The 26,885-nt window shown below is 39.7% G+C and carries 31 protein-coding genes and 1 riboswitch; of the genes, 6 read left to right on the top strand and 25 right to left on the bottom strand.

Features of this window, described 5'->3' with window-relative positions; all coding sequences use genetic code 11:
* Nucleotides 1–2: 2 nt before the first annotated feature.
* The 8 genes from CSV69_RS04335 to CSV69_RS04300 form a co-directional block, all read right to left on the bottom strand.
* Nucleotides 3–1,838 (bottom strand): prenyltransferase/squalene oxidase repeat-containing protein, encoded by a 1,836-nt coding sequence (locus CSV69_RS04335; protein ID WP_099692790.1) that lies wholly within the window; start codon nt 1,836–1,838, stop codon nt 3–5.
* Between the two features lie 18 nt (nt 1,839–1,856).
* Nucleotides 1,857–3,902 (bottom strand): DUF4430 domain-containing protein, encoded by a 2,046-nt coding sequence (locus CSV69_RS04330; RefSeq protein WP_158232605.1) that lies wholly within the window; start codon nt 3,900–3,902, stop codon nt 1,857–1,859.
* 180 nt (nt 3,903–4,082) lie between these two features.
* Nucleotides 4,083–4,221: riboswitch (cobalamin riboswitch) on the bottom strand.
* Between the two features lie 167 nt (nt 4,222–4,388).
* Complete coding sequence (locus CSV69_RS04325) at nt 4,389–4,928, bottom strand: hypothetical protein (RefSeq protein WP_085426330.1); 540 nt, start codon at nt 4,926–4,928, stop codon at nt 4,389–4,391.
* Nucleotides 4,929–5,077: 149 nt separating this feature from the next.
* Complete coding sequence (locus CSV69_RS04320) at nt 5,078–5,911, bottom strand: hypothetical protein (RefSeq protein WP_085426331.1); 834 nt, start codon at nt 5,909–5,911, stop codon at nt 5,078–5,080.
* A 135-nt stretch (nt 5,912–6,046) separates the two neighbouring features.
* On the bottom strand, nt 6,047–6,226 hold the full coding sequence (locus CSV69_RS04315; RefSeq protein WP_085426332.1) for a hypothetical protein: 180 nt from the start codon (nt 6,224–6,226) through the stop codon (nt 6,047–6,049).
* Between the two features lie 5 nt (nt 6,227–6,231).
* Entirely contained in the window at nt 6,232–6,684 is a 453-nt protein-coding gene (locus tag CSV69_RS04310; protein WP_099692788.1) for an immunoglobulin-like domain-containing protein, read from the bottom strand.
* A gap of 98 nt (nt 6,685–6,782) precedes the next feature.
* Nucleotides 6,783–7,004, bottom strand: coding sequence for a hypothetical protein (locus CSV69_RS04305; protein ID WP_232319569.1), 222 nt, complete (start codon nt 7,002–7,004; stop codon nt 6,783–6,785).
* Between the two features lie 111 nt (nt 7,005–7,115).
* Nucleotides 7,116–7,403 carry a 3-isopropylmalate dehydrogenase gene (locus tag CSV69_RS04300; RefSeq protein WP_099692787.1) on the bottom strand — a complete coding sequence of 96 codons (288 nt, stop codon included), beginning with the start codon at nt 7,401–7,403 and terminating at the stop codon, nt 7,116–7,118.
* Nucleotides 7,404–7,651: 248 nt separating this feature from the next.
* On the opposite strand from CSV69_RS04300, the gene CSV69_RS04295 reads away from it, so the two are divergent.
* Nucleotides 7,652–8,071: a hypothetical protein gene (locus CSV69_RS04295; protein WP_099692786.1), complete on the top strand. Its 420-nt coding sequence runs from the start codon at nt 7,652–7,654 to the stop codon at nt 8,069–8,071.
* A gap of 32 nt (nt 8,072–8,103) precedes the next feature.
* Here CSV69_RS04295 and CSV69_RS04290 read toward each other — a convergent pair whose 3' ends face one another.
* Entirely contained in the window at nt 8,104–8,469 is a 366-nt protein-coding gene (locus CSV69_RS04290; protein WP_085426335.1) for a hypothetical protein, read from the bottom strand.
* A gap of 450 nt (nt 8,470–8,919) precedes the next feature.
* Here CSV69_RS04290 and CSV69_RS04285 point away from each other — a divergent pair, with 450 nt between their 5' ends.
* Nucleotides 8,920–10,125, top strand: coding sequence for an MFS transporter (locus tag CSV69_RS04285; protein WP_099692784.1), 1,206 nt, complete (start codon nt 8,920–8,922; stop codon nt 10,123–10,125).
* 127 nt (nt 10,126–10,252) lie between these two features.
* On the opposite strand, the gene CSV69_RS17240 is transcribed toward CSV69_RS04285, so the two are convergent.
* Nucleotides 10,253–10,387: a hypothetical protein gene (locus CSV69_RS17240; protein WP_255396843.1), complete on the bottom strand. Its 135-nt coding sequence runs from the start codon at nt 10,385–10,387 to the stop codon at nt 10,253–10,255.
* 555 nt (nt 10,388–10,942) lie between these two features.
* On the opposite strand from CSV69_RS17240, the gene rpmJ reads away from it, so the two are divergent.
* The gene (gene rpmJ, locus CSV69_RS04280; protein ID WP_099634460.1) at nt 10,943–11,056 is read left to right on the top strand and encodes a 50S ribosomal protein L36; all 114 of its coding nucleotides are present in this window, start codon (nt 10,943–10,945) and stop codon (nt 11,054–11,056) included.
* A 913-nt stretch (nt 11,057–11,969) separates the two neighbouring features.
* Nucleotides 11,970–12,392: a DUF1259 domain-containing protein gene (locus CSV69_RS04275; RefSeq protein ID WP_099692783.1), complete on the top strand. Its 423-nt coding sequence runs from the start codon at nt 11,970–11,972 to the stop codon at nt 12,390–12,392.
* A gap of 438 nt (nt 12,393–12,830) precedes the next feature.
* On the opposite strand, the gene deoC is transcribed toward CSV69_RS04275, so the two are convergent.
* The 6 genes from deoC to CSV69_RS04245 form a co-directional block, all read right to left on the bottom strand.
* The gene (gene deoC / locus CSV69_RS04270; protein WP_099692782.1) at nt 12,831–13,493 is read right to left on the bottom strand and encodes a deoxyribose-phosphate aldolase; all 663 of its coding nucleotides are present in this window, start codon (nt 13,491–13,493) and stop codon (nt 12,831–12,833) included.
* Nucleotides 13,494–13,512: 19 nt separating this feature from the next.
* Nucleotides 13,513–14,817: a pyrimidine-nucleoside phosphorylase gene (locus CSV69_RS04265; protein WP_099692781.1), complete on the bottom strand. Its 1,305-nt coding sequence runs from the start codon at nt 14,815–14,817 to the stop codon at nt 13,513–13,515.
* Nucleotides 14,818–14,859: 42 nt separating this feature from the next.
* A complete protein-coding gene (locus tag CSV69_RS04260; protein WP_085426340.1) occupies nt 14,860–16,041 on the bottom strand; it encodes a NupC/NupG family nucleoside CNT transporter in 1,182 nt (393 codons plus the stop codon).
* Nucleotides 16,042–16,238: 197 nt separating this feature from the next.
* The gene (locus CSV69_RS04255; RefSeq protein WP_099692780.1) at nt 16,239–17,180 is read right to left on the bottom strand and encodes a DNA-binding transcriptional repressor DeoR; all 942 of its coding nucleotides are present in this window, start codon (nt 17,178–17,180) and stop codon (nt 16,239–16,241) included.
* Nucleotides 17,181–17,281: 101 nt separating this feature from the next.
* Nucleotides 17,282–17,677: a hypothetical protein gene (locus tag CSV69_RS04250; protein WP_099692779.1), complete on the bottom strand. Its 396-nt coding sequence runs from the start codon at nt 17,675–17,677 to the stop codon at nt 17,282–17,284.
* Between the two features lie 313 nt (nt 17,678–17,990).
* A complete protein-coding gene (locus CSV69_RS04245; RefSeq protein ID WP_099692778.1) occupies nt 17,991–18,251 on the bottom strand; it encodes a hypothetical protein in 261 nt (86 codons plus the stop codon).
* A 100-nt stretch (nt 18,252–18,351) separates the two neighbouring features.
* On the opposite strand from CSV69_RS04245, the gene CSV69_RS04240 reads away from it, so the two are divergent.
* A complete protein-coding gene (locus CSV69_RS04240) occupies nt 18,352–19,368 on the top strand; it encodes a DUF1646 family protein (protein ID WP_099692777.1) in 1,017 nt (338 codons plus the stop codon).
* Between the two features lie 30 nt (nt 19,369–19,398).
* Here the strand turns inward: CSV69_RS04240 and CSV69_RS04235 are convergent, their stop codons facing one another.
* The 7 genes from CSV69_RS04235 to CSV69_RS04210 all read right to left on the bottom strand — a co-directional run bounded on the left by CSV69_RS04235 (nt 19,399) and on the right by CSV69_RS04210 (nt 24,036).
* On the bottom strand, nt 19,399–19,836 hold the full coding sequence (locus tag CSV69_RS04235) for a hypothetical protein (RefSeq protein WP_099692776.1): 438 nt from the start codon (nt 19,834–19,836) through the stop codon (nt 19,399–19,401).
* Nucleotides 19,837–19,916: 80 nt separating this feature from the next.
* Nucleotides 19,917–20,573 carry a hypothetical protein gene (locus tag CSV69_RS04230; protein ID WP_158232604.1) on the bottom strand — a complete coding sequence of 219 codons (657 nt, stop codon included), beginning with the start codon at nt 20,571–20,573 and terminating at the stop codon, nt 19,917–19,919.
* A gap of 32 nt (nt 20,574–20,605) precedes the next feature.
* The gene (locus tag CSV69_RS16995; RefSeq protein WP_198166205.1) at nt 20,606–20,773 is read right to left on the bottom strand and encodes a hypothetical protein; all 168 of its coding nucleotides are present in this window, start codon (nt 20,771–20,773) and stop codon (nt 20,606–20,608) included.
* A gap of 117 nt (nt 20,774–20,890) precedes the next feature.
* Nucleotides 20,891–21,361 carry a GNAT family N-acetyltransferase gene (locus tag CSV69_RS04225; RefSeq protein WP_085426347.1) on the bottom strand — a complete coding sequence of 157 codons (471 nt, stop codon included), beginning with the start codon at nt 21,359–21,361 and terminating at the stop codon, nt 20,891–20,893.
* A 32-nt stretch (nt 21,362–21,393) separates the two neighbouring features.
* The gene (locus tag CSV69_RS04220; RefSeq protein ID WP_099625912.1) at nt 21,394–21,816 is read right to left on the bottom strand and encodes a hypothetical protein; all 423 of its coding nucleotides are present in this window, start codon (nt 21,814–21,816) and stop codon (nt 21,394–21,396) included.
* Between the two features lie 502 nt (nt 21,817–22,318).
* Nucleotides 22,319–23,329, bottom strand: coding sequence for a proline dehydrogenase family protein (locus tag CSV69_RS04215; RefSeq protein ID WP_099692774.1), 1,011 nt, complete (start codon nt 23,327–23,329; stop codon nt 22,319–22,321).
* 89 nt (nt 23,330–23,418) lie between these two features.
* Entirely contained in the window at nt 23,419–24,036 is a 618-nt protein-coding gene (locus tag CSV69_RS04210) for a DUF3298 and DUF4163 domain-containing protein (RefSeq protein WP_099625910.1), read from the bottom strand.
* Between the two features lie 119 nt (nt 24,037–24,155).
* Here CSV69_RS04210 and CSV69_RS04205 point away from each other — a divergent pair, with 119 nt between their 5' ends.
* On the top strand, nt 24,156–24,533 hold the full coding sequence (locus tag CSV69_RS04205; protein WP_085426351.1) for a nucleotide excision repair endonuclease: 378 nt from the start codon (nt 24,156–24,158) through the stop codon (nt 24,531–24,533).
* Between the two features lie 34 nt (nt 24,534–24,567).
* On the opposite strand, the gene CSV69_RS04200 is transcribed toward CSV69_RS04205, so the two are convergent.
* The gene (locus CSV69_RS04200; RefSeq protein ID WP_099692773.1) at nt 24,568–24,918 is read right to left on the bottom strand and encodes a YolD-like family protein; all 351 of its coding nucleotides are present in this window, start codon (nt 24,916–24,918) and stop codon (nt 24,568–24,570) included.
* A gap of 107 nt (nt 24,919–25,025) precedes the next feature.
* Entirely contained in the window at nt 25,026–26,738 is a 1,713-nt protein-coding gene (locus CSV69_RS04195; protein ID WP_085428955.1) for a methyl-accepting chemotaxis protein, read from the bottom strand.
* Between the last annotated feature and the right edge of the window lie 147 nt (nt 26,739–26,885).

Genomic DNA, 26,885 nt, shown 5'->3' with positions numbered 1-26,885 from the left:
CTCTAGTCTCTCTGACGCCTTCTTTTTTGAATTCTTAATAGAATTATAATGATCAACCCCGTCGCCACGATTCCAAGTAGCCATGAAATTCGCTTCGCACGAACAGCATTGTCGATTTGCGTTTTCGATTTTTTAAGATCTTCATAGTTTAAGACTTTCTCTTGATCGTATGGAGCCAATGCGTTGAATCGTTCCAAAATCGCATCCACATTGTCACGGTCTTTACTTGTCAAATCAGTGAATGGATACAGTTGATCCAGCACCGTTTCGTTAATACTTTGTATTTCGGCTTCGATCTTCTCCATGTCTTCTTTATATCGATAGAGTTGTGCGAGCTCTGCTTCATAATCGTCTTTATTGTCCGCTTGTTCGAACTGATCAATTAGCGACACGACGTCGATATAGTGTTCTGTCGTAAGCGGTGTTGGAATGGCGTTGATTTTTTCTACATCTCGTTCATTGATATTTCGTGGCGCAGTTTGCTCCTGATAAATTGGGGCAATCGTACCGTTTCCTTTCGTATAGACGTCGTAGTTTTCACTAAACGCAGGTAAATCAATTTCGATCGACTGTTTCTCTGCGGCTTCTACGAGCTTATGGAAGTTGTAGACATACGAGCGCTCTTCTATCGGGAAGTTTTCATATGTATCAAGTAATTGTTGAAGTTTTTTAGCGTCTGTGTTGTCATGGATATCCTGAATGTCTTCCATCAATTCGAGCATTTGCTGCTTCATTTCGACTGGGTTTTCAGGACGGAAATCATACATCGTGCGGTAGCCATTTTCGAGTCGATAGAGCGATACGAGCGCATAGAGCACTTGCTCGGACGCCATCGAGTTTGATTCATCTGGCAACGAAGACGGATTGTCCGCGTTATACGTTTTCGCATGGACAAAGCCTCCGTCGTCCAGTTGATAGCTCATGATGAAATCAAGCAATGAATGATCGCCTTTTACGAAGCGTTCGTCTTCTTCGGGATGAATGCCAAGAGACGTCAACGCGACGAGAACTTGTGCGGCACTTTCGACGTTGTCGTCATTTTGTGCACTAAAGCCGCCAGACGACGTTTGCATATTCGATAATTTTTCGAGTGCTTCGTCAATGATCATATGCATCGTTTTCGTTACTTCTTCATCCAAATCCTTCTGAATATACGTGAATTCTTTGGTACTTTGATAATACGGTGCGAGTGCCTGTACTGCCATCGCAGTCATATCCGGCTCCGCTTCGTTCCCGTAGAATGAAAATCCGCCATCCTCGAGTTGCAGTGAAATGATTTCTTTGATGATTTCGATTCTTTTCATGTCCGCGTCTTCTGGCACTTTATAACGCATACTGTCAAGTGTAATTAACCCCCAAATCCAGCCGTTAATGCCCTGTGCACCGAGTGACGTCGTCAATCCACGGTTATACGTACCGTCCGCAATAAGATTGATGCCGGATACTGCCGTCGGGTCACCGCCAGCTGAAAGAATCGCCAGTGAAATCCGGTGCCACTCTGTCGCTTTCATTTCACTAAGTTTTTCACTCGTTTTATAACGTTCAATAACATTGTTCTTGATGACCGCTAGATACGCGGAGTAATCGTCAGGATAGCCGATGCGGCCGAGGCCTACCGGATACCAATCACCATTCGTATTTCCCGCGTGCGCTAGAAACGGCTTGCTGAGTAGCGGAGCCGATTCGTCAATTTGTTCATCTTGCTTTTTCCACGCAATAATTTCTTCTATCGTCTGCAGCAGAGATTCTTCTTTTTCCGGTGTCGCGAACGCAATAGACGGCAGGAGTACTACCGCCGTCATCATAATCGTCACAAGCCACGCAGTTAATTGTCGCATTCCGTCACTTCTCTTTCATTACCATTCTTTCTTCCAATTATCATTCATGCCGTTTCCTGACGCTTCATGCCCACCAATGTCTTTTCCGTAATGAAGAGTATAGCGCACTCTCACTACATCTCCATCTAAGAAATAGGCATCCGAGAAGCCGTAGTTCGGATAATCATTATTGACGCTGAACATCCAGCCGGAACCATTCGCGAAATCGAATTCACTTAGACTATCCGGTGAATACGCATCGCGATTTGAAGTAGTGGAAACCTCCTCTACTATTTCCCATAAATCGTCGGGAATCGCTACATGATTTAGCATGCCAGGCTTACTGACGTCCCGTAAATAAAAACTGCTGTCGAGATTTCCCGTTTTGCCGTAATCATAGCCATGTTCTCGCATGAATTGGTCGAGGATATACGACCCTTTTTCCCCTTGATGAATATCCATTTTCGTCGGTTTGATCAAATACGGAACACCGAGAACGGAAGCTTCTAGACTAATCGTCACTTGTCCGATAATGCCATCTTCCGCCGGTGCAACGGACGTGATCATGAATGTCTCGGTCACTGTGCGGTCTTCGTCGTCCCACACTTTGATGGTGACGGTGTTTTGTCCAGTTTGCAACGTCAGTTTATAACTCGTTTTTGCACTGTCATCCCAAGTGAATGGCACGTTTTCACCATTCACTTGCACAAGGACGTTTTTCCCTCTGATCCGTTCACCAGAAGCAGTCACTGGCCAAACGTTGATCGTTTTAATATCACCTTTGACTTTGCTGCCGGACTTGAGATCGGTCACGAGCTTCGGTGCATCGGGATCGACTTGTGGTTTTTCATTGACGTTCGGGTCGTTGTAGGAAATTTTATACTGTCGTTCAATTTGTTCGTCTTGATAGTTTCCTGATAATTTGACAACGTTCGTTCCATTGTTCAGCTGCACAACATAATTCATACCGTCTGCCGATTCGACCTTTTGATCGTTCACTGTGATGCTGAGTGATACGTCTGCTTCATTCGCAGTAGCTTTTGCGTAAAATGAAAACTCCGCGCTGTTAGCTTGTTGGTCTTTTAAGTCAGTGTTCAACTTGATCGAGATTTTTTCTTTCTCGTAGATCACAATATAGTTTTGCTCCGCTATTTTTCCGTTTACTTGCGCGGTAAGCTTGAACGTATTTTTTCCTTTGGTTAGCGTGGCTTTATAGGCACTGCCAGTCAGTGGTTTAAGTTCTTTGTTATTCATGAAGACCTTGAGCTTGGCATCTTGTTCACCTTGCGTAGCTGTTGCCGTGAATGAAATGATGTCTTCGGTCACCGTTTGGTCTTTTAGTTCGGTTGTGATCACGATATCTTGACTGTTTAAGGTCACGTGATACGACTGGCTGACGCGCAAAAGTTTATTGTCCGATTGTTTATAGATCACTTGGAATTGAATATCGTTCGTGCCTTCTGTTAATAAAAGAACCCCTTTATAGTCACTCAATTTCTTACCGTTTACCGTAACTTTCATTTCCTGGGCAATGAGTGTTTCATCCAAGTGATTTACCGTGACGCTGTACAATGGATCGGTAACGGTTTCATTATTGGTGATACTTGTTGTAAAATAGCGATTTTGCTGATCCGCGATGTCGACGATCTCGATATCTGGATGGTTGTTCGGTTTTGTTTTACCGGAAGCAGGTGTCGTGTTGCCACCAGCAGGGACTTTGTCATTTGGAGCCGGTTTCGTGTCCTGTGTAGTAGTCTCAGGATTAGCGAGTGGCTTATTCTGCGATTCCAGCTCGGTATTTTTTGGTTCTCGCGGCTGTTCTTCCGGCTTCTGTTGCGATTTGTCCGGAGTTGTCGGTTGTTGCGAGCTTGACAAGTTTTCTTGATCGGTCTTACTATCTGTCGTTTGATCGGATTCCGCATCAGGTAGTCCACCACTACCGCTAGCTAACTTCAGCGTAGAAGCTTCTACTTTTTCATTGAAATCAAACGGAGCGGATTCTTCAGTCGATGTGGCTGCATAGGCAATCGTGCTAAATAATAGTAAGAATATGAGACTGTAATAGATTATGTTTTGATATTTCATGAAGGTGTTTTTCGTTTTTCTCATTCAATCCATCCCTTCTTTTCTAGTAAAGGCATGCTATACGCAGTGACTAATTCATTAAAAAAGTCCCCACCTCCTGATAGAGATGGGGACCATGTATGTTCAATAATTAGACAGCGCAAATTGAATGATACACAATTCACCCTTTACCGGAAGGCGTCATGCTTACATACTTTGGCAAGTCTCCTGACTTAGGGATATATTTTCCCATTACAGTGGCCGGACCGCTCAGGATTTTCACCTGATTCCTATTTACTCTTCGTTTACTTGACGAAGAACCAAAATATTCTATATAACTGCTACTAAGCATATAGTTTTTGCAGGGTAAAATCAATAGACGGTGTAAGTACATTGCGCGATTTTGTCATCGCATGAGACTGTGTTTTCTATTTTAGTTACAGCATTTTATTTAGCAAAGTGGTTCCTATAGCAAGCGATCGGTGTTCAATAACCGCATTCGTTAATTCAACTCTCATGCCAACAATTCCAAACGCTTTTAAAGTATTCCGATAAAACTCCATTTCCTTGAAATCTATCTTCAAGAACAACATAAAGCTTTTGAAATTCATCTTTAAGATTTTCGTCTGAATTCGGAAAAGATCCCAAGTAAGAATATTTATACACTGGTTCATCTGGACAAATTTCATAAGCACGCTTTAACATGGAAACCCCTTTTTCTTCCCAATGCTCAAATTCTCCAAAATAATATGGGAATAATGAAATCATAAAACCAAAACACCATAAAAAATCCTCATTTGTCCACCAATTAACCAATCCAAAATCTGTAACCTTACGTAGTATAGTCTCTAATTCATCAAAGTCTACATCCTGAATCTCTACTGGTCCCTCTTCTGTTAGAACATACCAACAAAAAAAGCCAAGACGAATAACAGTCTTTAAATCATCAGGATTTTGGTTCCATTTTTTTATCAAGAGTGATTTTGCTTCATTCCACTCCCCTTTATTTTCTAGTGTATCAACTTCAGCCCAACGCCAATCAATCATTGCCAGTACACCTCACATCCTAAATGCTGATTATACGTTTCAAAGCATTTATCTCGCTCTCTGCTTAGATCGAGTTCTTCTTTAATTAAACCGCCCGTTAACAGCGTAATTTTTACCAAGCAACTGCCCCCGAATGTTGAATATTACCTTTACTTAAGTTGGTTCCAAAACATTGAAAACACGCCTTCATTCATCTCAAAATAAACATCTGCAATTCCATAATAGATATATCCATCTCTTAAAAGAGTAAGTTTAACCGTTGAACCATCATGTAATTTTAACGCTAGCTCTCTGTATTCTTCATTGTTTCGGGAACTATTTATGGGGTCTGACTTTTGTTCACGAAGATAGGGCTTTGTTTTGTTCAGCTCTTTTAAGAAAGTATTTAGTGCGTCCATATCGAAAATTGGCTTGTAATTTTCATTATCGTGATCCCAATCACTGAAAGCTCTCCACTGGGCAGAGTGTATATTTCCCACCAGATTTAATTTACCAAATATATCCTCACCACTGCTTATTGTTATTCCGTTAAGGTTTTCAAAAAACTCTGCGTAATGGTTTCCATCCTGCATATGATAAACCATTAATCTAAAATCTTGGTCATAGCCTTTCACAGAATAAACATCCATTTCACCAATTGTAGAAGCTAATTCTTTGTCATAGGCTTTTTGCTTGCTCCATTCATCAATATTCCCTTTTGTAGTTCCGAGTTTCTCGTCTTTAAGAGCTTTTGCATCTGTGTCATTTATCTTTGTGTTTGTTTGGGTATAAATCTTTCCGTTATACACAATTAAACCGACCATGTCTGCATTTGTATTATTTTTAGGTAATTGAATAGCTGGGATTTCCACATTCTCATCTTGATTGTCTTTTGTACTATCTTGGGGGACATAATTGATTAAAGTGAATATTCCAATAGACATCATTACAGCAACAACAATCAAGATACTTTTCACACTAGGTCTTTGCTTATACTTTTTCATACTATCCTCCTAATATTATTAGACCGAGATAAGTTACAAAAGTTACATGTTTTAATAGTATGGCCTTATTGTTGATCGGTTTCAAATCCTTATTCCAACATCCACACCATTTGCAGCTAATTATCTTTAAATGAGTTAATTTCTTTTTGAATTAAACAAAATACTAGCTATTCCTACCCCAATAACAGGAAGAATGATTAATAGAGTACTTAATATATTGGCTTGTATGTAATTATTGAAGAGCAAAAAACTTAAAAAAGCTACTACAAAATAAACTGGTATAATTTTTTTTGACCACAAAACAGAATTCTCCATTTTGATCACTCCTTATGAAACGTAAACGCTATTTTTTTACTTTCTTCATTCTGGTTGGCATGAAATGTAAAGACAATCCTATAAACACCTTTTTGTTGTATATAGGATGACGAAAGTTTCTGCTCGATTTCTTTTCCAGGTTCTAATACATTCAACTTATCCTCTATGACTACATCCTCTGCAACCCAATTGCCATCTTGGAAGTATTCCAAGCTCGTTCCTGGCCCTGTGTAATCCACCGGTGTCTCACCTTCATTTTTTATACTAACAATCGGTGTCTCTCCCTGATCAACTCTCTTTTGGCTAACTGCTATAGAAATGGAAATATCTCCATTTTTATAAATTGAATCAATCGTATTCACTTTTTTTAGATCTTCTTTATCCTTACTGACATTTTCTTCTGAACAAGCAGCTAAAATCATTATTATTCCTATCAACATCATTAAACTTTTTTTCATTCTATCCCTCCTCACCCTGTTAGACGGACAAAAATTAAATAAGTCACATATTTTTTTATAATCTTTCGCGGTTGTCTCTAACATTTACTAAACAAGCATTATTGACATCTATTGGGTTCGTCTATAACGATACTTCCCGATACATTTAGCTTATTCCAAATCCACTCCTGATAAATCCGGTCAATTTCAATTTCCAATTCTTTTTCATTCAGATTTTCATTAATTTCTAATTCTTCAAAAGTAAATGTCTCTGTTGCCTCAGTTCCTTTAAAGGCATTACTAGCAAATGAGAAAGTTATAGTTTTAACCAGTTCATTCAACTCCCACTATGAAAAGCAAAATAGGATACTTCATTTAACAATCATATATATCAATGGGTTTAGTTTTTATGTAGATCGAATACAACTTCTAAAATATAATCAAGTACTATATCATGGTGTTGATAATTTTTTTATTATAGTTGCTAAAATGGCAATAAATAAAACGATGGCGCTATTTATTAATAAATAGTATCCTATCTGCATGCCGTAAAATATCGCAAAAGCATCACGAATAACAAAAAGTGCTACTGCGCCACCGATTGCCCCCAAAAAAACTGCTGAAAGTAATACGGTAAAAGCTGCATAGTATAGGCTTTTCTTTTTCTTGTAATATATAAAACCAATAAGATTTGCAACCACAATAAAAACGCCCATAAGTATTAAGAAAAAATCACTCATCTAGCTCTCCCCTTCGTAAAAACCTATTTGCCCATTTGAATTAAAGTCATTTGACATTTTTGTCATAACACTTTGCTATTTAAGTGTTACAACCAAGCTACGTTAGTTTAATTGAATGGCAAGAAACAAAGTTATTATAAAAAGATATCTTGATTCATTTTTTCTGATCTTTATAGTATCATTTTTCATGTGTCACACGATCATTAGTTCACTTCACAGAAATCTTCATATTGAAAGGATACGTGACTATGGAATATACACTAAAAGATGAAAGTTTTGATTTTAGCGAAACAGAAGTTACACATGAAGTATTTAAAATTGGAGAGCCAGAAGATGGCCTTTTCGAAATTGAATTCAAATTAACCTTCTCTTACGGATTCTTGAATTACTCACATAACTTTGTTTGGCTCAATCAAGATATCGAAACATTACTTGAACAATTGAAGAAAATGGATGGAAAGAATAATGGAACTTTAAGTGTGCTTTCACCAGGCGTTTCATTCTCTTATTCACAAGACCCTCATGATGAAAACTTTTATGAGTTCACGGTTTTCATGGATACTGGCTATATTAATTCGTATATGGGAACTGAATCAAAACTTGGAATCACTCTATCCGCTACCCGGAAAGATATTGAAAATTGGGTTGCGTCTTTTCTAAAGAACTAAAAGAAAAAATTGACCATATTAATCTGAAGACTTTATACTTTGTTTATGGTCAATAATTGCCCTTCCGCTAATAGGAGTTGTTTAGGATCAATAATTTCATGTAGTAATATACTTGATTTATTTTGTATCGTTAATTCAGTTGGATTTATTACGTGTGCTATCTGAACGGTGCATACATCATAAGGTGCAGTATTATTATGGATATACTGGAGTAACTCACGCAATTCCCACTGTTTTTCTACACCATTTATAATTTCTCGTTGAACGGGATAATCAAAACCGGGAATGATCCACTCTTCTGTCTCTACAAATTGTAGAGACGCATTACCATCTTCCAACTTTTTATCTGAGGCAATATAATAATAATTTGTCATTTCACCACTTCTTTCTATCATCATCTGCTATTTCCAATACGTTCTTTTTGAATCTGTTGTAAATCTTCCTTCTGCAATTCAACGTAATCCCCCATGTATCCTACTAATATATATTCGAATGAATGTTTTCATTGACCTTCCCCATTTCCTTGCCTTTGTCATCTTGGGTTTTACAAAATCAACATCAACCAATTGAAAACAACATCGCCCTCTAATTGATTGGAAAGTAATGGCGTATTTTGTTTCAGTATATAATAACTTCTAATAGTATGGAAATATATTCTAACTGTTGTTATAATTTGATTTATGTGAAGTCCCTTTCATTCTTACTACTCTTCTTTTAGTTTGCAATTCCTTTAGTAAACGTTTCGTGTTCTATATATGATGTTTTTCTTAATTTAAAGGAGGAATATTACGAGTGTAAAACTACCCTAAGAAATCAGATGTAATTTTGATAGTAAAGGGGTAGTAAGAATGAAAAATCAATCGTTTCGTTTTTTATGGATTGGCCAATCAATGGCTAATTTAGGTGATGTTTTTTATATTGTCGGGATTATTTCTTTATTGTACACACTTACGGAGTCGCCTTTTGCATTAGCACTGGTGCCTTTCATTAATATGTTCGGTCGCTTTATAAGTGGTATTATTGCGCCATGGTGGATCAATCGATTTCCTTTAAAGACATTGCTCGTTAATTCACAAGCAAGTAAGACCATTCTATTGGTTGTTCTATCGCTTTTATTAATCTCTGAAACGACGACCAATTTATTCATCATTCTAACGTTTGTGGGGTGTATTGCGTTTTTGGATGGCTGGGCATCGCCGGCAAGTCATGCTATGCTGCCTCGGTTGGTACCAAAAGAGCAACTTGTAAAAGCAAACAGTTTCTTCTCTATCGTCTCTGAAACCATGAACTTAGGAGGCTGGGCACTCGGAGGTGTAGTTGTCGCATTGACGAGTGGACAATTTGTTATTATCGGTACAGTAGGCTTTTATATATTTGCAACGATGATGATGTTCGGTATTGACGATCCCACTCCATTCCAGAAAAAAGAGATTAAAGGTAAATGGGGTAGTGAATTAACCCAAGGTTGGCAGATTGTATGGAGAAATCCGCTTTTCAGGAGTCTACATGTGTTCATCATCTTTGAAGCGATTGCCAATGTTGTATGGATTGCTTCTATTCTCTATATCTTTGTGATAGAAGTTCTAGGTCAGACAGAAGCTTGGTGGGGTTACATTAACACAGCTTTCTTCTTGGGTATGATAATTGGAGGAATCATCTGCACTCGTTTTATAATTGTGGTTGAAAACAATCTGAAACGCTTGCTTATTCTATTGTCGTTTGGCATTAGTCTTGTCACTCTTCTTTTCGGAGTAACAACCATTCCCTGGATTTCAATACTACTTGTGATTCTGAATGGAATTATTCAACAATTAAAAGGCATCGTAAGTGAAACAATTCTTCAAAAATCCGCGACTACTGATGAACTCCCTAAAATTTATGCCGTTCAAAGTGCTTTAATATCACTGTTATTCGGTATTTCTTCAATAAGCTTTGGAGCTATTGCGGAGCTTTGGGATGTCAGGATCACATTTGTTCTTGCAGCAACATTGTTAGGACTTGGTGCTCTCTTTGCATTAATTCGCAGTCGGGATTTCAGCATTACAACTAAATAATATGCTTAAATCTTTAGATCGACTTATTGGTTTTAAAGATTTAACTAAGGCAATTAATATAGTTTAATAAAAAACGATTGGGCAGTTTAGTTGTCCAATCGTTTTTTTAAATCCTACTATAAATAAATTATTTTGATCCTAAATTGCAATCAATAGTATCCACTTTATTTTGATCTTCTTTATCTTTACTGACATTTTCTTCTGAACAAGCAGCTAAAATCATTATTATTCCTATCAACATCATTATACTTTTCTTTTTCATTCTATCCTTCCTCATAATCAAGATCAATGTCCAAATATAGTTCTTCATATTTGTAAACATCGTATTTTCCAATAACATAATAATTACTAGAGGCTTCATCACTAGGCTTAAGTTTATTAAAATCGACTACATCTAGTGCATCAGATATCATTTTTAAATGATATCGTAGTTCATTTGTTGAATAAAGTGTTTGTGTTAGTCTAAAAATAAGAGACTATTAATTATTTTGGAACCTATGTATATGTTTACCATTAAAGTGACCGGCCCGCTCAGGTTTTTCACCTGATTCCTGTATACTCGTCGTTTGCTCGACGAAGAATCAAAACTCTCTATATAACTTCTACTAAGCAGATAGACTTTGCGGAGTAAAATCACTAGACCGTATAACTGGGGTAGGGTTCTGTTTTTAGCGTTTTAATATCTAAAAGCTCTTTTTCAAATCCGTGTACATAATAAATGATAAATAGGAGATCATATTTATGTATTCAATTTAAAGATTGTAGTACCTAGATGTTTTCACTAATATTAAACTCGAGTATAAAGGGGGCAATAAACTTGAAAATCAGACCATCTGTCAAGCCAATTTGCGAAAAATGTAAAGTGATCAATAGAGGCGGAAAGGTAATGGTGATTTGCGAAAATCCCAAACATAAACAAAGTCAAGGTTAACGCAAGATGCTCTATACCAGTCTTAAAGCGTATAGAGTAGTAAATAGATGCCTATCCGAAATAGAACTTAAAAGGAGGTTATTAAATGGATAAGAAAAAATATACGGTAGCTGGAACGAATATAGACGAAGTAAAAAACTGAATGCAGAATCTGGTCTATCTTATAATGAAATTAATGAAGTTCTTACCAAAGAAATTGAACAAAGAAAAAGAGCAAATGTTGCTGAGTATAAAAAATAATTGGCAATATAAATATTTTCGAGTTTCAAATCGTAATTGATTTCCTTGATAATATATCCCCCTGATAGCTGTGTTCGTTTATATAGTTATCAAAGTGCTTTTCCGCCGTTTTTCTCACTAAATTTAACTGCTACAAAAATCAAAGTAGCACCGGGATATTACGCAACATAACTAATATTTTTTTCATACGTTCATCCTGTCCTGCCCATTAAGCTATTAATAACCTTTAGAGGCACTAACCTTCTGCCGTTAATGCCTCTTTTGGCTGAATTCAATTATGGATTGCAAATAACAACCTCCATTTATTAATCCGGAAATATTGCTTAGCCGGCGCAAATCCTAGTTTAAGAATTGCCCCCAAAGATTGAACAGTAAAAATACTAAAGTAACCAATAGTAAAATCTGTCTCAACTTAATCTCTCATTCTATTTAGAATATTCACATTACCATTTATTCATATGTCAGACGATCTGTATTGGTAATGTTTTCAAAAATAACGTAATTCTATTGAAGTGAATGGCTCGTTATTGTTTCATAACTACACAGCCTCTTACACAAGCCACTATTAATTGGGCAATTATTTTTTATTGAGCTACGTTAACAATTGCTCTAGACATTTACATTCGGTGGATTTTTTATAGGTTTACGCATAGGATACTTTGGGAGGGAAGCGATGAATAGTAATGTGAATTTCAATTCAATTTGCAATGATTTTGCCAACATTTTAAACGGAAAGAGCAAAACAAAGAATCATACTTGCTCCGTATCTTTACATCGCACATTTGGTGTTAAAATGATGGGGAAGGATGCTTCTTCTATTTTAGGAGTTAGTGTTGAGTTTTACGATCTAGATAACCAAGGAAATGCTTTAAATATCTCTGAAATAGCTGTATTGCAAGAGGAAATTCCGGCGTATCTATTCGCATTGACACAACAAGGTATTATTGTAAGTGCTATTCACAATCATTGGCTTTTTACTGACCCACCGCAAATTATGTACATTCATGCCCAGTCAGTTGAACCGCCGCTTCAGTTTGCGAAAAAAATGGTTTATGCATTTTCGCAATTAAACAGTTTGCCGGTAGCGTCAGTATAATATCGGTAGGTATATGATTAAAAGCTTCTCTTGTGATCTGAATTATTTATGTAATCTAGCGCCCTCCCCCTCTAGGTGGGAGTGGCTTATTATAAACCGTTCAAAAGCATTGAGTTCTTTTTATTTGTAGACGTTAAAATTGATCCTCTTTGACATACTTCTTTAATTCTTCTCTACCATAGTCCTTATTCAATCTACCATTTATTGATAGATGATTTCCGGTACATATACTTCCTCAAATAGTTCCTGAAGTACGGAAAGCTCTGCAATAGTAGACAAGCTAATGATTGTCGTAGTTTATCACTGCGGCATATATGTGGAATTTTTCAAGTTGAAGTGAGAAGTACAATGTCAATTGCTAGAGACATTCAAGTTTAGTAAGTTCCATAAAAACAGGACTGCCCTGCATCTATGCAGAACAGTCCTGTAACGGAACTATTAATAATTCGAGTCTGAGACTTCGCCTTTTACGATACTAATACCCGAGCTTGCACCAATACGTGTAGCTCCTGCTTCGACTAGCGCATCGAAATCTTCTCCGCTGCGCACGCCGCCGGACGCTTTGACACCAATGTTTGGGCCAACTGTCTTCCGCATAAGAGCGACGTCTTCTACCGTTGCTCCGCCTGTTGAGAACCCAGTTGACGTCTTGACGAAATCGGCGCCCGCTTTGACGGATAGCTCGCATGCACGAATGATTTCTTCATCTGTTAACAAGCATGTTTCGATGATAACTTTGACCAATGTACCGTTAGCCGCTTCGACTACCGCACGAATATCTGATTCAACCCATTCGTCATCTCCGTCTTTCAGCGCTCCGATGTTGATGACCATGTCGATTTCTCCTGCTCCGTTCGCCACTGCATCTTTAGTTTCGAATGCTTTGACTGCAGAAGTAGTCGCTCCAAGAGGGAAACCGATTACCGTGCAGACCAACACATCGCTGCCTTTTAGCTGTTCAGCGGCATATGAAACCCAGCCCGGGTTAATGCACACTGATTTAAATTGATAGTCTTTTGCTTCTTGTATGAGCGCCGCGACTTTGTCTTTCGTTGCGTCGGCTTTCAATAATGTATGGTCGATCATTTGTGCTTTATTCATTTATGAACCACTCCTTTAATTATTTTGTAATTTCGTCATGCACAAGTGTTACAGGCTGTACTTTAGAAGCCGAAACTCCGTAAGCATGATAGATCTTTTCTTTTACGTCTTCGATATCTTCCGTGTTGCTGTGAATCGTCACGAGAGATTCGCCCACTTCTACTAAGTCACCGATTTTCTTATGCAGCACTAGCCCAACCGCCAAATCGATTTCGGATTCTTTTGTTGCGCGTCCCGCACCTAGAAGCATTGCAGCCGTACCGATTTCATCCGCAGTAATCGCAGATACATATCCCGCTTCTTTAGCTGGCACGTCTATTGTAAACTTGGCCGTAGGAAGCTTTGATAGATCGTCAATGACGGATGTGTCGCCGCCTTGAGATTGCAAGAACAGTTTAAATACTTCAAGCGCTCTGCCGTTTTGAATAACTTCTTCGAGCATTTTTCGTGCTTCTTCCGTCGAGTCCGCTTTTCCTGCCAAACGAACCATATGGCTACCGAGCGTCAAGCACAGTTCGTGCAAATCTTCTGGTCCATTGCCTTGCAATGTTTCGACGGCTTCTTTGACTTCGAGAGCATTTCCGATCGCATAACCGAGCGGCTGGTTCATATCCGAAATTACGGCCATCGTTTGACGACCGATTTTATTTCCGATTTGCACCATTTCTCCCGCCAGTTCACGAGCCATATCGAGGTCTTTCATGAACGCGCCTGTTCCGACTTTTACATCAAGAACAATTGCATCCGATCCCGCCGCAATCTTCTTGCTCATGATCGAGCTTGCGATCAACGGAATAGAACTGACCGTTGCCGTGACATCGCGCAGACTGTAAATCTTCTTGTCTGCAGGAGTGATATTGCCGGATTGTCCGATCACCGCAATTTTGTTCATATTGACAAGATCGAAGAATTCTTTGTCTGTAATTTCGATATGGAAACCAGGAACGGACTCTAGCTTATCAAGTGTTCCGCCCGTATGACCCAATCCGCGGCCCGACATTTTAGCTACCGGGATACCAAGTGCAGCGACAAGTGGCGCAAGCACGAGTGTTGTCGTATCGCCAACTCCGCCTGTAGAGTGTTTATCCACCTTCACGCCTTCAATAGCAGACAAATCGACTTGGTCGCCTGACTCTACCATCGCCATTGTGAACTGCGCAGTTTCTTCCAACGTCATCCCTTGGAAATATACCGCCATTTGAAACGCCGACATTTGGTAATCTGGAATTGATCCGTCCGTATATCCATTGATGACAAATGAAATTTCTTCATTTGTTAACACATGTCCATCTCGTTTTTTCTCAATCATATCTACCATACGCATAGCATCCACCACTCCTGTTTTTAAATTTATGTTTCATTTCTATTATAGAAATAGGCCAATGACAGTCGCTGAAAGGACTGAAGCCAATGTTGAACCCAAAAGTAATTTCAAACCGTTTCTTGCCACTTCGTCTCCTTGTTTTGAACTCAACGCCTTGACAGCTCCTGTAATAATCCCAATGGAACTGAAATTCGCAAAACTAACAAGGAACACCGATATCATACCTACTGCTTTCGTTGATAGACCAGCCGAAATTTCCTTAAAACTCAACATCGCCACAAATTCGTTTGTGACAAGTTTGGTTGCCATGATGCTGCCGGCTTGTACACTGTCTGCCCAAGGCACGCCCATTACAAAGGCAATTGGCGCAAAGATATACCCCAAGATAGTCTGGAAGGAAACGTTGAACATCATTTCAAAGAGATAATCGATTCCGTTCATCAATGCGATGAAACCGATCAGCATGGCAGCTACAATAACCGCGACTTTAAAACCATCCATAATACTTTCGCTGATCATCTGGAAGAATGACAACTTCTTTTTCGACTCGATCGTTAGCGTATCTTCTTCCTCCGATAATTCATAAGGGTTGATGATACTTGCGACAATCAGTGCCGACATAATATTGAGCGCAATCGCCACTACGACAAACTGCGGTTCGATGATTTCCATATATGCACCAACGATGGCAACACTGACTGCACTCATCGCGGAAGTACAAAACGTATACAAACGTCTTTTTGAAATATCATCCATTTGGTCCTTGATAGTTAAGAACACTTCGGACTGCCCGAGAACCGCAGAGGATACGGCTATGTAGTTCTCCATTTTCCCCATGCCATTCAACTTACTTAGAACGATTCCTACATATTTAATGATGAACGGTAAGATCTTGAATTGATTCAATATACCGATCAACACGGAAATGAACACGATTGGCAATAAAACGTTCAAGAAGAATACGTATTCTCCTTCATTTTCCAATCCGCCAAACACGAAGTTGACTCCCGTTACCCCAAGATCAACTAGCTTCGAGAATAAAGCTGAAACAAAGCCAATGGAGACTACGCCCACTTTTGTATTTAACAAAATAAATGTCAAGACAAGCTGGGTTATCAGCATGATCACAATCGGTTTATAGCGAATTTTCCTGCGGTCTACACTGACAATCAAGCCCACGATTAACACGAGCAACAATCCAGTTATATAAAATACAAAGTTCATCATATTTCCTCCCTTGCATGTTGGTTACGCTTACACTTTGCTTCTTGCACACCATTTTCCTTAGGATACCATTGCGACCTGACTTTATGTATAGTATATCACAGACTTTGAGCAGATGTGCAATGCAAGTGAAACATTGTTCATTCCGAATAAAAAAAAAGAATCACACTTTTAAATAAGTGGATTCTCCTAGTTTACTATTGGTGGAGCAACAAAGCCTGTGCTGTGTACTGGTCGGTTATGAAGATGTTCGCATAACCACCCTGAAGCGCTCCGTGAATGGCTTCTACTTTGCGGTTTCCGCCAGCCACAAGAATAGACTTTTCTTTTTGCTTCAACTCTTCCAGCCGGATCCCAATCGTCCGGTCACTGACGGTGGTCTTGCAAACTTCGCCTGTACGTTTGAAAAAGCGTGAACAAATATCGCCAATCGCTTCTTGTTGGAGTTGCTGTTCTTCTTCAGTCGTCAAATAACCAAGACGGAATAGTAGCGATTCGCTATCGACCGCACCTACCGTAAACATGGCGATATTCGCCTGTCTTCCAAGTTCAATGAGACGGTGCATATAGCGGTCCGATTCAATCACCTCTTTGACTTCAGGCGTGTCGACCAGAACAGGGAGTGGCAAGTAACGCGGAACAGTATGGAAGGCTTCCGCAAATTTATAAACCGTTTCAGAATCGTATGTATTAACGTCCGACAGGCCAATACCGCCTTTTAGCTGGATGACTTCGACTCCTTTTACATCTTTTTGCTTCAACGCGTTGGCTACCCGATACATCGTCCGCCCCCACGTCACGCCAAGGATATCGCCGTCTTTTATAGTTCGATGCAAATAATCCGCCGCTTCCGTGCTGATGGCTTGAATCACATCTCCCTCGTCTTCTACTGCCGAGTACGCAATATTCACTTCTTCGATTTGATATTTGTGCTGCAAAGATTTCGCCAATTGATTATTATCATGAAAAGGATCGATAATGTCGATTTTCACATAGCCATTCTTTTTCGCTTGTTGCAGAAGCCTCGAAACGGTCGGCCTCGAAACGCCTAGTTTTTTTGAAATGGCGAGCTGAGTATAATCAAATTGATAGTAAAGTTTGGCTGCCTCTATAATAAGTTGCTTTTTATCAATCTCCAATGCGAGTCCCCCTTTATATTCCGACCTAATCATGAGTCCGAAACTGCTAAACTAGGCCGAGTATATCACAGTCGTAAATCAGCGGAAAGCCGCTCTCACATTTATTCCTCGCGAGGCGATTTTTTTACTCCCAGAAGATCAGCTCTTATTTTCTTATATCCATTGACAATATCAAAAATACTTATGAAAAACACAATCCATAGAAAAGGGTTCGATAAAGATAAACCAACTTGTGAAATACCGCCCATTAGAGTAAAGATTATAATTAATGAAAAGAAATACGTAAGTAATATAACTTGCCACAAAGGATTAAATCTTGAGACATCCTCTTTTTGAGGTCGATTCATAAAAAGGCTAATAACAGTAATCAATAGTATGAGTCCAACAAGTATTGATTTGGGTATATTTATAAAAGGAATCAACTTGGGAAAGAAATCATAAATCAGTAATAATGTGAGTGATACTAGTGCTATAATGCCCCCAAAATAACGTTTCACTTTACATCACCTCTTCAAACATATTAAATTTCTCACTATACACAATTAGAGAAATAGATGTTTACTCTGCATTCATCTCTTGCATTATTAAACAACTTACGGATAAAATCCATAATTAGTATTATTATACAGTTTTAAAATAGAATATACACCTCGTTCTTAAAACGTAAAAATTATAGGATCAAACAGCAAACGACGACAGTAAAGACCATGATGAACTTCAGCATCTTCGGCAATCATATACGCACCAAATAACAAAGCCCCTCATTCATGTCCATTCACGACATAAACAAAGGGCTTACTTTTGTAAAAATTACTGTTCCTCTTCCTCATCACACGGCGGCTTCCTAACAATCGTCTTTCCACTTGAATACAACCCACTTGCCGACAACCCCATAATAATCCCTCCGAGTATCCCAGACTTCCAATCCTGGGGAAACAAGTAGAAGATTCCGCCACCGATGCCTAATAGTAAAGAAAAAATCGGAATCAGTTTCTTCGGCAATCCGTACATCTTTAAAATTTCCGTTAATCCGATAATAACGGGGATTAATACAATATCTGAAACTTCCAATGCGTGTCCTCCTCTTTTTACTATTCTATTCAGACTGTATGCAAGATGAATCGGCGGTTTGCATACAGTGTAGAAGAAAGATTGCCGAAAGGAGATACGTATGGTCACTGGATTGCTCATAATTTTGGGATTAGTACTTTTATTGCCGTTTACCGTTCCGAAGATCGAACGTAATTTGGAAATGTTTTTATTCGTTATGGGATGCGCTGCGGCATTTGTCAGTGGCGTGTTGCAATGGGAGTTGTGGATGCAGGCGGTACGCGATCCCTTGCATATTACGCTTGCCGTTCTTGTAGCAGGAATTCTTTTTCGCTGGATACGTAAACCGTTTGAGAAGACTGTGCTTTCAGTAAGTCGAATTCTACCATTCCGACTTTTTCTGGCATTGACTATTATGATGTTAGGGTTGATCTCAAGCGTGATTACTGCCATCATCGCAGCGCTAGTTCTCGTGGCTATTGCGTCCGTCTTGCAGATGGATCGACGTTCAGAAATCCGCTTTGTGATACTCGCATGTTACGCAATCGGCATGGGTGCTGTTCTGACGCCAATCGGCGAGCCACTTTCAACGATTGCGACGAATAAACTCGACGAGGACTTTTACTATCTAATGAACTTACTCGGTACAGATATCCTAGCTGGTGTCTTCGTCTTCGGACTGCTCGCTTTCCTCATCATTCGTCCACGCAACCGTTCGCTGTTCCGTTCTTCCGGACAAGCGGCAGAGTCATACATAAGTATTTTTGGACGCAGTGTAAAAGTATATGTATTTGTATTAGCTTTAACATTACTTGGCGCAGGATTTGAGCCGCTGATCACGCTGTACTTGCTTGACCTGCAGCCCTTGACACTGTACTGGATCAATATGATTTCAGCTGTACTTGACAATGCAACACTGGCTGCCGCGGAAATCAGTCCCGCGATGGACGAGTCAACGATCCAAGCGCTGTTGCTCGGCTTGCTGATCAGTGGTGGGATGTTGATTCCCGGAAACATCCCGAATATTATTGCAGCCGGTAAACTCAATATCCGTAGCGGGGAGTGGGCGCGAGTCGGTGTACCACTTGGCTTGCTTGCGATGGTTGTCTATTTTGTTATTTTACTTTACAGACAATGAAAAAAAGACCGCGTAGGCGGTCTTTTCGTTTTACTCGATTACTTTCACCCAGACTCTATACTTTTTGTCATCCGTCTGAACCAATTTAGTATTAGGGCTCGGTGCATTATTTTTCTTTGTGAAGCCTGCTTCAAACGAAGATGTTTTAGTACTCTCCCCTAGATTTTCCTCAGAAGGCATGCCGATTCCAATCGCATCCGTTACTGTCCACGTATCATCTTTCTCTCTGTTCAACTTTGCGATAAATATTTCTTCTGTGTCATCTAATGTCCCTTTATAGACACTGATTACTTTATTATTATCGACTTCCAACGTGCGGTATATTTTCACAACTTCCGCATAACCTTCATCTGTATGAAGCTGTTCGAGTGCCTCTTGTGGCGTGTTCGATGTACTGTTCTTATCTGCGGTCTGACAAGCAGCCAGTATAACTGCCAAAAATGTAATATAAAATAGTTTCCGAAGCATAAGATCCTCTCCTTATCTATTTTATTGAATACCCTACTACGGGTTATATTCAATTATTATTTCATCTTAGAATCTATTAATTAAAAAATACGTTCTTTGTTTTTCTCGATAAGCTTGAAATGCACGTCTGATGACGATCCACTATAGATATGATTACTCACATCCGAGATATCGAGAATTTCATTGAGCTCAATGAATTCTGTACGATTTCCTTCCACTGTCATCGTGTAAGGCCCTCCTATATTCATCAGTGACTCCATTTTCGATCCTTCTGAGCCAAATCCTGTATCCATAAACTCCAGTTCGAATGTTGCGGGTTTGCTGCTGTGATTTTTCAATGTCAGCTCACACTCCCCCTTCATTCGTACATTATCTTCTACTGTATCAAATGTACATTCACCGTTCTGGTCGTACGAAATCGCGCCAATTCCACTCGCGATCGTTTCCTGATATGCCGTCACGAGATAGCCTGGAAGCAGTGCGTACAAAAACAACACCAGTACAGCCGCCACTACATAAAATTTCTTCAACCCATAAATCAGTAATGCCATTGCGATCAAGAATATAGTAGTAGCCACTATCCCTTTCCACACGAATCCATCTTCGTTTTGAATAGGAAACGACATAAAGGTAATGGTCGCCCCTATGAGCGGGTTATTCGGGTAGGGGAAAAATAAAAACATACAGATGGCAAGCAGCACCACTGCGCTTATAAGTGCGGTTATATTTTTTATCAAAACGTTTCTCCTTCAGTTGAAAAATTGTTCATCTACTTATTTAATTTGTCTGCAATCGATTGCAGGATTTCATTTTTCCGTTCTTGTAATTTAAGAAGTTTCAACGCAAACCATACACTAAAAATCAGGAATACGATTGGGATAATGTAGATCAATAGGCTGAAAATAGATATAAACGATAAAAACATATTGTTGTGCATATGTACTTCCTCCTTTCATGACTTATGTGGACCGCTTCTTTTTTGAAAACAGATTAGATACCAGCCTCGGATTGCAATACATCACTTGGTTCCTTCACTTGCAAGACGTTCTACTGCTCAGGAGAGTGATTTCTCCATAGAAACTACAGCAATTGACGTACCATCCGTTCTATGTAATACGGATTCTTCACACACATGATAGCCGATCGATTGATAGAGCGAGATATTTTTCTGCACATCTGCTCGCACTTTGCATGCTACTACTCTTTTCCCTTGTTGTGTCGCATAATCCTCTAAAAAGCGGAGTATTTCTTTCGCGATGCCTTGACCTTGTCTTTCTGGCACGACAGAAAATCTAGAAAAGTAGAGGCTCTCCTCTTCCAATCGAAAACGAACCATCGCAACGGGTTCTTCTTCTATATAACCGATAACCGCCTGTTCCCCATCTTTCAATGCAGCTGTAATACTCTCTACCGTTTCTTTCAGCGCACTCGTTGGCGGTTCAGCATGTTCGTATATCAAAAAGGCGCGAATCATCACGTCACGGATAATTGGCGCGTCAGATAATTTTGCTTCGATAATGTTCATAGTCACCCTCATTTCAAATCATTCTAGTGTTCTCATGAAAATACAGAAGTGAACGCTGCAATGTCTCCATTCTCAAACAGCTCAATCGTCTCATACTCTTTGTCTAACTGAATTTCATAGAGTGTCTGTTCTTGAAACGTTTTTGATTGACCTTTGTCTTGATCTTTATCATACAGTATACGCAATGTATCTCCGTCGCCTTCTACGTCAAAGTTTGCAAATTCTGCGGCATAATCTTCTTGATTTTCATGAGAAGCGTTAAAATAAATGATCAGTTTATCTTCCGACGTGTTGAAAAATAAGTACACACCATTATCAACTTGTGCTTGTTCGTAGAATTCCTGATCGCTCTTACTCAAGTCCTTTATCGCTACTTCTTCATAAGACAACGTCCGGTTCGTGTTACATCCTACGAGCACTAGTGCACAAAGAGCCATTACCAAAAGTTTTTTCATCAACTCTCCTCCTGCCTTTTGTGTGGTAAAGAGTGAAGATTTCTTTAATTATCTATAACACTACTATTTCCCATGTTTTATGTAAAGCAAGTGCAAAAAAACACTGCGGGAAAGAACAGTGTTTTTTGATAATAATATAGAAAGTTTACGTAGTCTGTATATCCGGATTTATTTGAAGTTATTGACTAACTAAGTGTGGTTTCCCGACTCATTTAGTCCAAGATCCTAAAAAAGCGGTGTTCTATGAGCGGTCGTGGATCGTCTATGATCACTTGCACTGAACCTATGATCACCCGCGGACGCGGATAGAGCGAATATCACGTGCGATAGAGCGGTCAATCCCATTCTATGAGCACTGGCGCAAATCTATGAGCGGATACGGACGCAAACACGCACCCGCCCTAATCCATTATCCACGATTCCATATTCAAAGATGAACCCTAGTTGATCGAAATGCAAGGCGCAGCCTTCTCGTCTCCCACTCACTTTGTCCTAAATCCAATCACCGATATTTAATCCAGCCGCCATCTTTCTTCTCGCCACTCCCACGCTTGCTCAAACGCCCAAGCACAAACGCTCCAGCAACTAAACCAATCGCCGTATTCGTTTTCTTATTAAACACTTGCTTGACAATCAAATTCATATTCTGCGGACGCTCCGCTAATCTTCGCATGAAGTACCCGTACCAGTCCTCGCCAAATGGTACGTATGTACAGAAGTTATAGCCCTCTTTCGCCAGTTGCAACTGCAACTCGTTGCGGAAACCGTATAACATTTGGAACTCGAACTGATTACGGGAAATATCATGCTCCTTCACAAATCGCTTCACATGATTGATGATATTGTGGTCATGTGTCGCAATCGACGTGAACGTTCCATGCAATAGATGTTCTTCAATAATCTTTATATAATTTTCATCAATATCAGCTTTATCCATATACGCGACATCAGGCGACTCTTTGTAAGCGCCTTTCACTAAACGAAGACGTGTATCTTCGTATCTTTTCGTATTGTCCATCGCATTGTGGAAATACGCTTGAATGACCGTACCGATATTTTTATAGCCCGCCACCTTCAATTCATCGAGTAGCTTAAACGTCGGGTTTAGTCGGTCGTAATTTTCCATGTCGAAATTAACGAAGATCTCGTTTTGGCTTGCACGTTCAACGATTTCTTCGATTTGTTGTTTGCAAAAGTCATAGTCAATATCGAGGCCAAGCTGTGATGGTTTGAGTGAGATGTGCGCATCCACTTGATGTTCTTGGATTGCGTCCACTACGGCTAAGATTTGTTCTTTCGCTTCGATGGCCTCGCTTTTTTCGAACACAAATTCACCCAGATTGTCGATCGTGCATGAAATACCTGCTTGATTGAGCTCTTTGACACTTTTGATCATTTCTTCGATGTTGGTTCCTGCCACCACTTGTTGGGCTCCTAATTGGAAGCCGTATTTTTGGGCAGCTTGATTCAATAGTTGATTTTCAGATAAACCGATAAAGAAATCTCTTAGCATAGTTTCCACCTCAATTGTATATTTAGTATATTGAAATTATAACACTATTTCGTCATGTAAGCCCATACAATAGTTTATTCAGTTTATTCTCAAAATCCGATAAATGGTAACATGCGATCTGCGGGACTATTCGGTTTGATGATTTCTTGTAAATCGAGTAACGGTATCGGGAAATAAGGGAAACCTGCCACGTAAGGAGAAATTTCGTACAATTGGAAATAAACAACCAAACTAGTATCACCTATATAGAAATCCTGATCAGGACGTATTTTAGTGAATGGTTCTAAGACGGGCGTTTTCCATTGCTGAATATGACGTCTAATATATTCCGAGATTTTCTGGACATATGGACTGCCCGGCTTGAATAAATCTTGCAAATTGTATTGCCTTCCCGTCTTCGTATCGAGCGTCAGCGATTTAACGTATGTCATACCATGCGCTCCGCCTGTGAATGAGTAGACGATTAAGTTGATGCTTAAAATATCACGTTGGTTATTTTTGACTTCGTAATTTGCCACCAATTCCACAAGACTTGATTCATAATAATTATTTTCCACAAGTAATTTATTCATTTCCTTGAAGAGTACGTCATTTAGCTTCTTCTGGACTTTTGGATCATCTAGTTTCGTGATGACAGGATAATACACATCCACTTTTGGCCTCGTATTCGATAGATGATACGTTTCTATAACAGCAGGATTTTTCATCGTTTCATCCTTCCCCAGACATTTGTCTACTATATGCAAGGGTTGGATGGAAAGTTTCTCGCTTTTTTTTCTGTCATATGATAGGATAAACACTGACTGATATGAGGATGTGAAGTAAAATGATCAATATTACATTACCTAAACCGGACGTAACGATCGTTCGCAGAAAACAAGAAATGGGACCGGATGAAACACCGATCAAGCCAATCTATGGTTTCATCGATTTTCATGATATTCCACGGGATAAAGGCGGCCTTTTGTTGTTCTTCAACCAAAGCGACGAGTTGTTATTCGTAGGAAAAGCACGAAAATTACGTCCACGTCTGAAAAAGCATTTTGAAGACCAAGTGTCTCCATTGCGTAATCACCGTGAAGAAGTAGCGAAAATTTCCGCTGTTATCATCGATGATCCAATGGAACGCGAAATCTACGAAACGTACGTAATCAACACACAGCAAGCCAAGTACAACGTAGAAAAAGCATTTTTCAGAGACTGAGCTGTCTGCCTTCGCAGACGGCTTTTATTTTTGTCTACAATCCGTCAGCTTCTCTTGATAACCGAACATCCATCACATCCGCCACATGAATTCTTTCTGTTCCGAACGGATCGCGCAGTACAATTGTCATCGTTTGCAAATCGAGCGCTTCAATCACCCCTTGATGAAAGCGGACTTCCCCATCATGCCACGTTTTGATCCATGTCTCACAACGTCTGCGCCAAGCTACTTCAAGCGTCTCCTGCATCGTTTGTAGCTCCCAGTCAGTCAACTCGAGTCGTTCTATATAGTGGTCCTCTCGTTGCCAATCACGCAGTCTCTCGAGGTGTTCAGGCAGCATTAGCGAGGTCCACTTCAATTTCCCTCTATCTCGATTCCTTTCCATCACGTATTCCCCATTTCTTAAGCGTATGTATGTTCGTAGTATACAGAACGTACATTCGAAAATCAATAGTAAAAAAGACCATCGCTTGAAAAGCGATGGCCGAGTGTTTATTTAGGTAATTTGAATGAACCGACAAACACTTCAAGTTCCTGCGCCATTTGATTGGTCTGCATGGAACGTTCTGAGATTTCTTCGATGCTTGCTGTCGTTTGCTCGGCAGCTGCTGCAATATTATTCGTCATATCTTCTATATTTTGTACAGAGTGTGTCAAGTGCTCGATCAACTGAACAGCTTCTGTTGATTTCGAAGCTTCTGACGTCATCAAGTTCGAGATGTTTTTAATTTCTTTGACAGTTTCTCCAACTGCTACGGAAATATTACTCAAAGACTCAGACGTTAGCTTCACCGTTTCTGTACCTTTCGTGATATGTTTCGTATTTTCTGATGTAGAAGTAATAACTTGCTGGATGCGATCCGAAATATCTTTTACCAGCTTCTCTACTTCAAGTACTTCCTGATTGGATTGCTCAGCAAGGTTTCGTACTTCTTCCGCAACTACCGCAAAGCCTTTACCGTGTTCACCTGCACGAGCCGCTTCAATGGATGCGTTCAATGCGAGTAAATTCGTTTGAGCTGCGATTCCTGCGATGGAGCCCGTGATATTTTGGATCTTCGTCGTAGATTCAACCAAGTTTTGGATGGTGTCTCCTACTTCCTGTGAACCATTTCGAATTAATTCCATATCGTCACGAATTTCTTCCGCACGTTTCGCGCCTTCTAGTGCAATCTTCATCGTTTCATTGGAATTATTTAGCATGGAATCGGCACTTTGCTTCGTGTTGTCCAAACCACTTGCTAATCCCGTCAGAATACCTGTTGCGTGCTCCGCAGACGACGTGCTATCCGTAACCGCTGTGACAACTTCTTCAATATTATTCGCAACCATCGTGATCGCTTCACGCATTTCAGAAAGTGATGCAGAAGTTTCTCCCGCGTTTTCAGATAAATGCTGCGAAGTCGTATTCATCGTCGCAATCATATCTTGTAAGTTCACCGTCATCCGATTCAGTGTACGAGCCAAGTCGCCCACTTCGTCTTGTGATTTCACTTCTGTCGGTTGAACCGCCAAGTCGCCGTCCGCAATTTTCTTCGCCTGCTCAATTAAACTCGTAATCGGCTTCGTTTTCCGGCGAATCAGGAAGCCTGTTCCGACTGAAGCCAGCAACATCGGAATGATACTGAGTAAAATCCCATCGCGTACGACATCCCATGTACGTTGTTTGACAATGTTGGCATCAAAATCAATGACACTTACTGCAATGATTTCTTTACTAGTATCCTGATCCTTATGAATAGGCGCATAACCTGAAAGTCGCTTCATGTCGCCATACTCGTAAGGTTGAGAGTAGGTTGGATGTTGGTGTTCAAGTAACTCATCAATCGCTTCTTTGTCCAAATGGAACTGATCTCCCGGTTTAAACCCTTTCGCCCTCAAATTATCGTCAAGCGCAATGAGTTTTCCGTCCAAATCCACAATATATTGTGTTTCAAATATATTCTTGTGTTCAGTTGTCCAGTTCAACGTCTTACCAATCTCATCTTGTGTATCTGCCTCACCAGCTAATGCCTTGTCCATATCACCCGGTCGAATCAATCCAGTAGTAATATTGGCACATCCATATGCTTCAATTCCTGCAGCGTCATATAATTTGTCATAAGCAGTCTTATATGTAGCTAGTGATGTAATGGCTAACATCACCACCAAGATTCCAGCTATAATCGTACCTAGCTGAAATGTTAACGAATCTTTAACTTTCATCAAACCTTATGCCCACCTTCCTATTTAGTTCATCTAGTTCATTCGTTGTCTTTATCATACGCTATCAATCTACAATTAAAAAGAAGAAAATGAAAAACTCTTTAAATATAAAATAATAAGCAAGACGTAGGTATTATTATCGTGTCA

This window comes from Sporosarcina sp. P26b, from assembly GCF_002743245.1.
Taxonomy (GTDB): domain Bacteria; phylum Bacillota; class Bacilli; order Bacillales_A; family Planococcaceae; genus Sporosarcina; species Sporosarcina ureae_C.
The sequence above is the reverse complement of the archived record's forward strand: the minus strand, read 5'-3'. Positions and strand labels throughout refer to the sequence as shown.

What these genes read in the sequence shown, in the direction of transcription:
- CSV69_RS04335 (WP_099692790.1), bottom strand. Translation starts at nt 1,838, where the DNA reads ATGCGACAATTAACTGCGTGGCTTGTGACGATTATGATGACGGCGGTA.
- CSV69_RS04330 (WP_158232605.1), bottom strand. Translation starts at nt 3,902, where the DNA reads ATGAAATATCAAAACATAATCTATTACAGTCTCATATTCTTACTATTA.
- CSV69_RS04325 (WP_085426330.1), bottom strand. Translation starts at nt 4,928, where the DNA reads ATGATTGATTGGCGTTGGGCTGAAGTTGATACACTAGAAAATAAAGGG.
- CSV69_RS04320 (WP_085426331.1), bottom strand. Translation starts at nt 5,911, where the DNA reads ATGAAAAAGTATAAGCAAAGACCTAGTGTGAAAAGTATCTTGATTGTT.
- CSV69_RS04315 (WP_085426332.1), bottom strand. Translation starts at nt 6,226, where the DNA reads ATGGAGAATTCTGTTTTGTGGTCAAAAAAAATTATACCAGTTTATTTT.
- CSV69_RS04310 (WP_099692788.1), bottom strand. Translation starts at nt 6,684, where the DNA reads ATGAAAAAAAGTTTAATGATGTTGATAGGAATAATAATGATTTTAGCT.
- CSV69_RS04300 (WP_099692787.1), bottom strand. Translation starts at nt 7,403, where the DNA reads ATGAGTGATTTTTTCTTAATACTTATGGGCGTTTTTATTGTGGTTGCA.
- CSV69_RS04295 (WP_099692786.1), top strand. Translation starts at nt 7,652, where the DNA reads ATGGAATATACACTAAAAGATGAAAGTTTTGATTTTAGCGAAACAGAA.
- CSV69_RS04290 (WP_085426335.1), bottom strand. Translation starts at nt 8,469, where the DNA reads ATGATGATAGAAAGAAGTGGTGAAATGACAAATTATTATTATATTGCC.
- CSV69_RS04285 (WP_099692784.1), top strand. Translation starts at nt 8,920, where the DNA reads ATGAAAAATCAATCGTTTCGTTTTTTATGGATTGGCCAATCAATGGCT.
- CSV69_RS17240 (WP_255396843.1), bottom strand. Translation starts at nt 10,387, where the DNA reads ATGAAAAAGAAAAGTATAATGATGTTGATAGGAATAATAATGATTTTA.
- CSV69_RS04275 (WP_099692783.1), top strand. Translation starts at nt 11,970, where the DNA reads ATGAATAGTAATGTGAATTTCAATTCAATTTGCAATGATTTTGCCAAC.
- deoC (WP_099692782.1), bottom strand. Translation starts at nt 13,493, where the DNA reads ATGAATAAAGCACAAATGATCGACCATACATTATTGAAAGCCGACGCA.
- CSV69_RS04265 (WP_099692781.1), bottom strand. Translation starts at nt 14,817, where the DNA reads ATGCGTATGGTAGATATGATTGAGAAAAAACGAGATGGACATGTGTTA.
- CSV69_RS04260 (WP_085426340.1), bottom strand. Translation starts at nt 16,041, where the DNA reads ATGAACTTTGTATTTTATATAACTGGATTGTTGCTCGTGTTAATCGTG.
- CSV69_RS04240 (WP_099692777.1), top strand. Translation starts at nt 18,352, where the DNA reads ATGGTCACTGGATTGCTCATAATTTTGGGATTAGTACTTTTATTGCCG.
- CSV69_RS04235 (WP_099692776.1), bottom strand. Translation starts at nt 19,836, where the DNA reads ATGCTTCGGAAACTATTTTATATTACATTTTTGGCAGTTATACTGGCT.
- CSV69_RS16995 (WP_198166205.1), bottom strand. Translation starts at nt 20,773, where the DNA reads ATGCACAACAATATGTTTTTATCGTTTATATCTATTTTCAGCCTATTG.
- CSV69_RS04225 (WP_085426347.1), bottom strand. Translation starts at nt 21,361, where the DNA reads ATGAACATTATCGAAGCAAAATTATCTGACGCGCCAATTATCCGTGAC.
- CSV69_RS04220 (WP_099625912.1), bottom strand. Translation starts at nt 21,816, where the DNA reads ATGAAAAAACTTTTGGTAATGGCTCTTTGTGCACTAGTGCTCGTAGGA.
- CSV69_RS04215 (WP_099692774.1), bottom strand. Translation starts at nt 23,329, where the DNA reads ATGCTAAGAGATTTCTTTATCGGTTTATCTGAAAATCAACTATTGAAT.
- CSV69_RS04210 (WP_099625910.1), bottom strand. Translation starts at nt 24,036, where the DNA reads ATGAAAAATCCTGCTGTTATAGAAACGTATCATCTATCGAATACGAGG.
- CSV69_RS04205 (WP_085426351.1), top strand. Translation starts at nt 24,156, where the DNA reads ATGATCAATATTACATTACCTAAACCGGACGTAACGATCGTTCGCAGA.
- CSV69_RS04200 (WP_099692773.1), bottom strand. Translation starts at nt 24,918, where the DNA reads ATGGAAAGGAATCGAGATAGAGGGAAATTGAAGTGGACCTCGCTAATG.
- CSV69_RS04195 (WP_085428955.1), bottom strand. Translation starts at nt 26,738, where the DNA reads ATGAAAGTTAAAGATTCGTTAACATTTCAGCTAGGTACGATTATAGCT.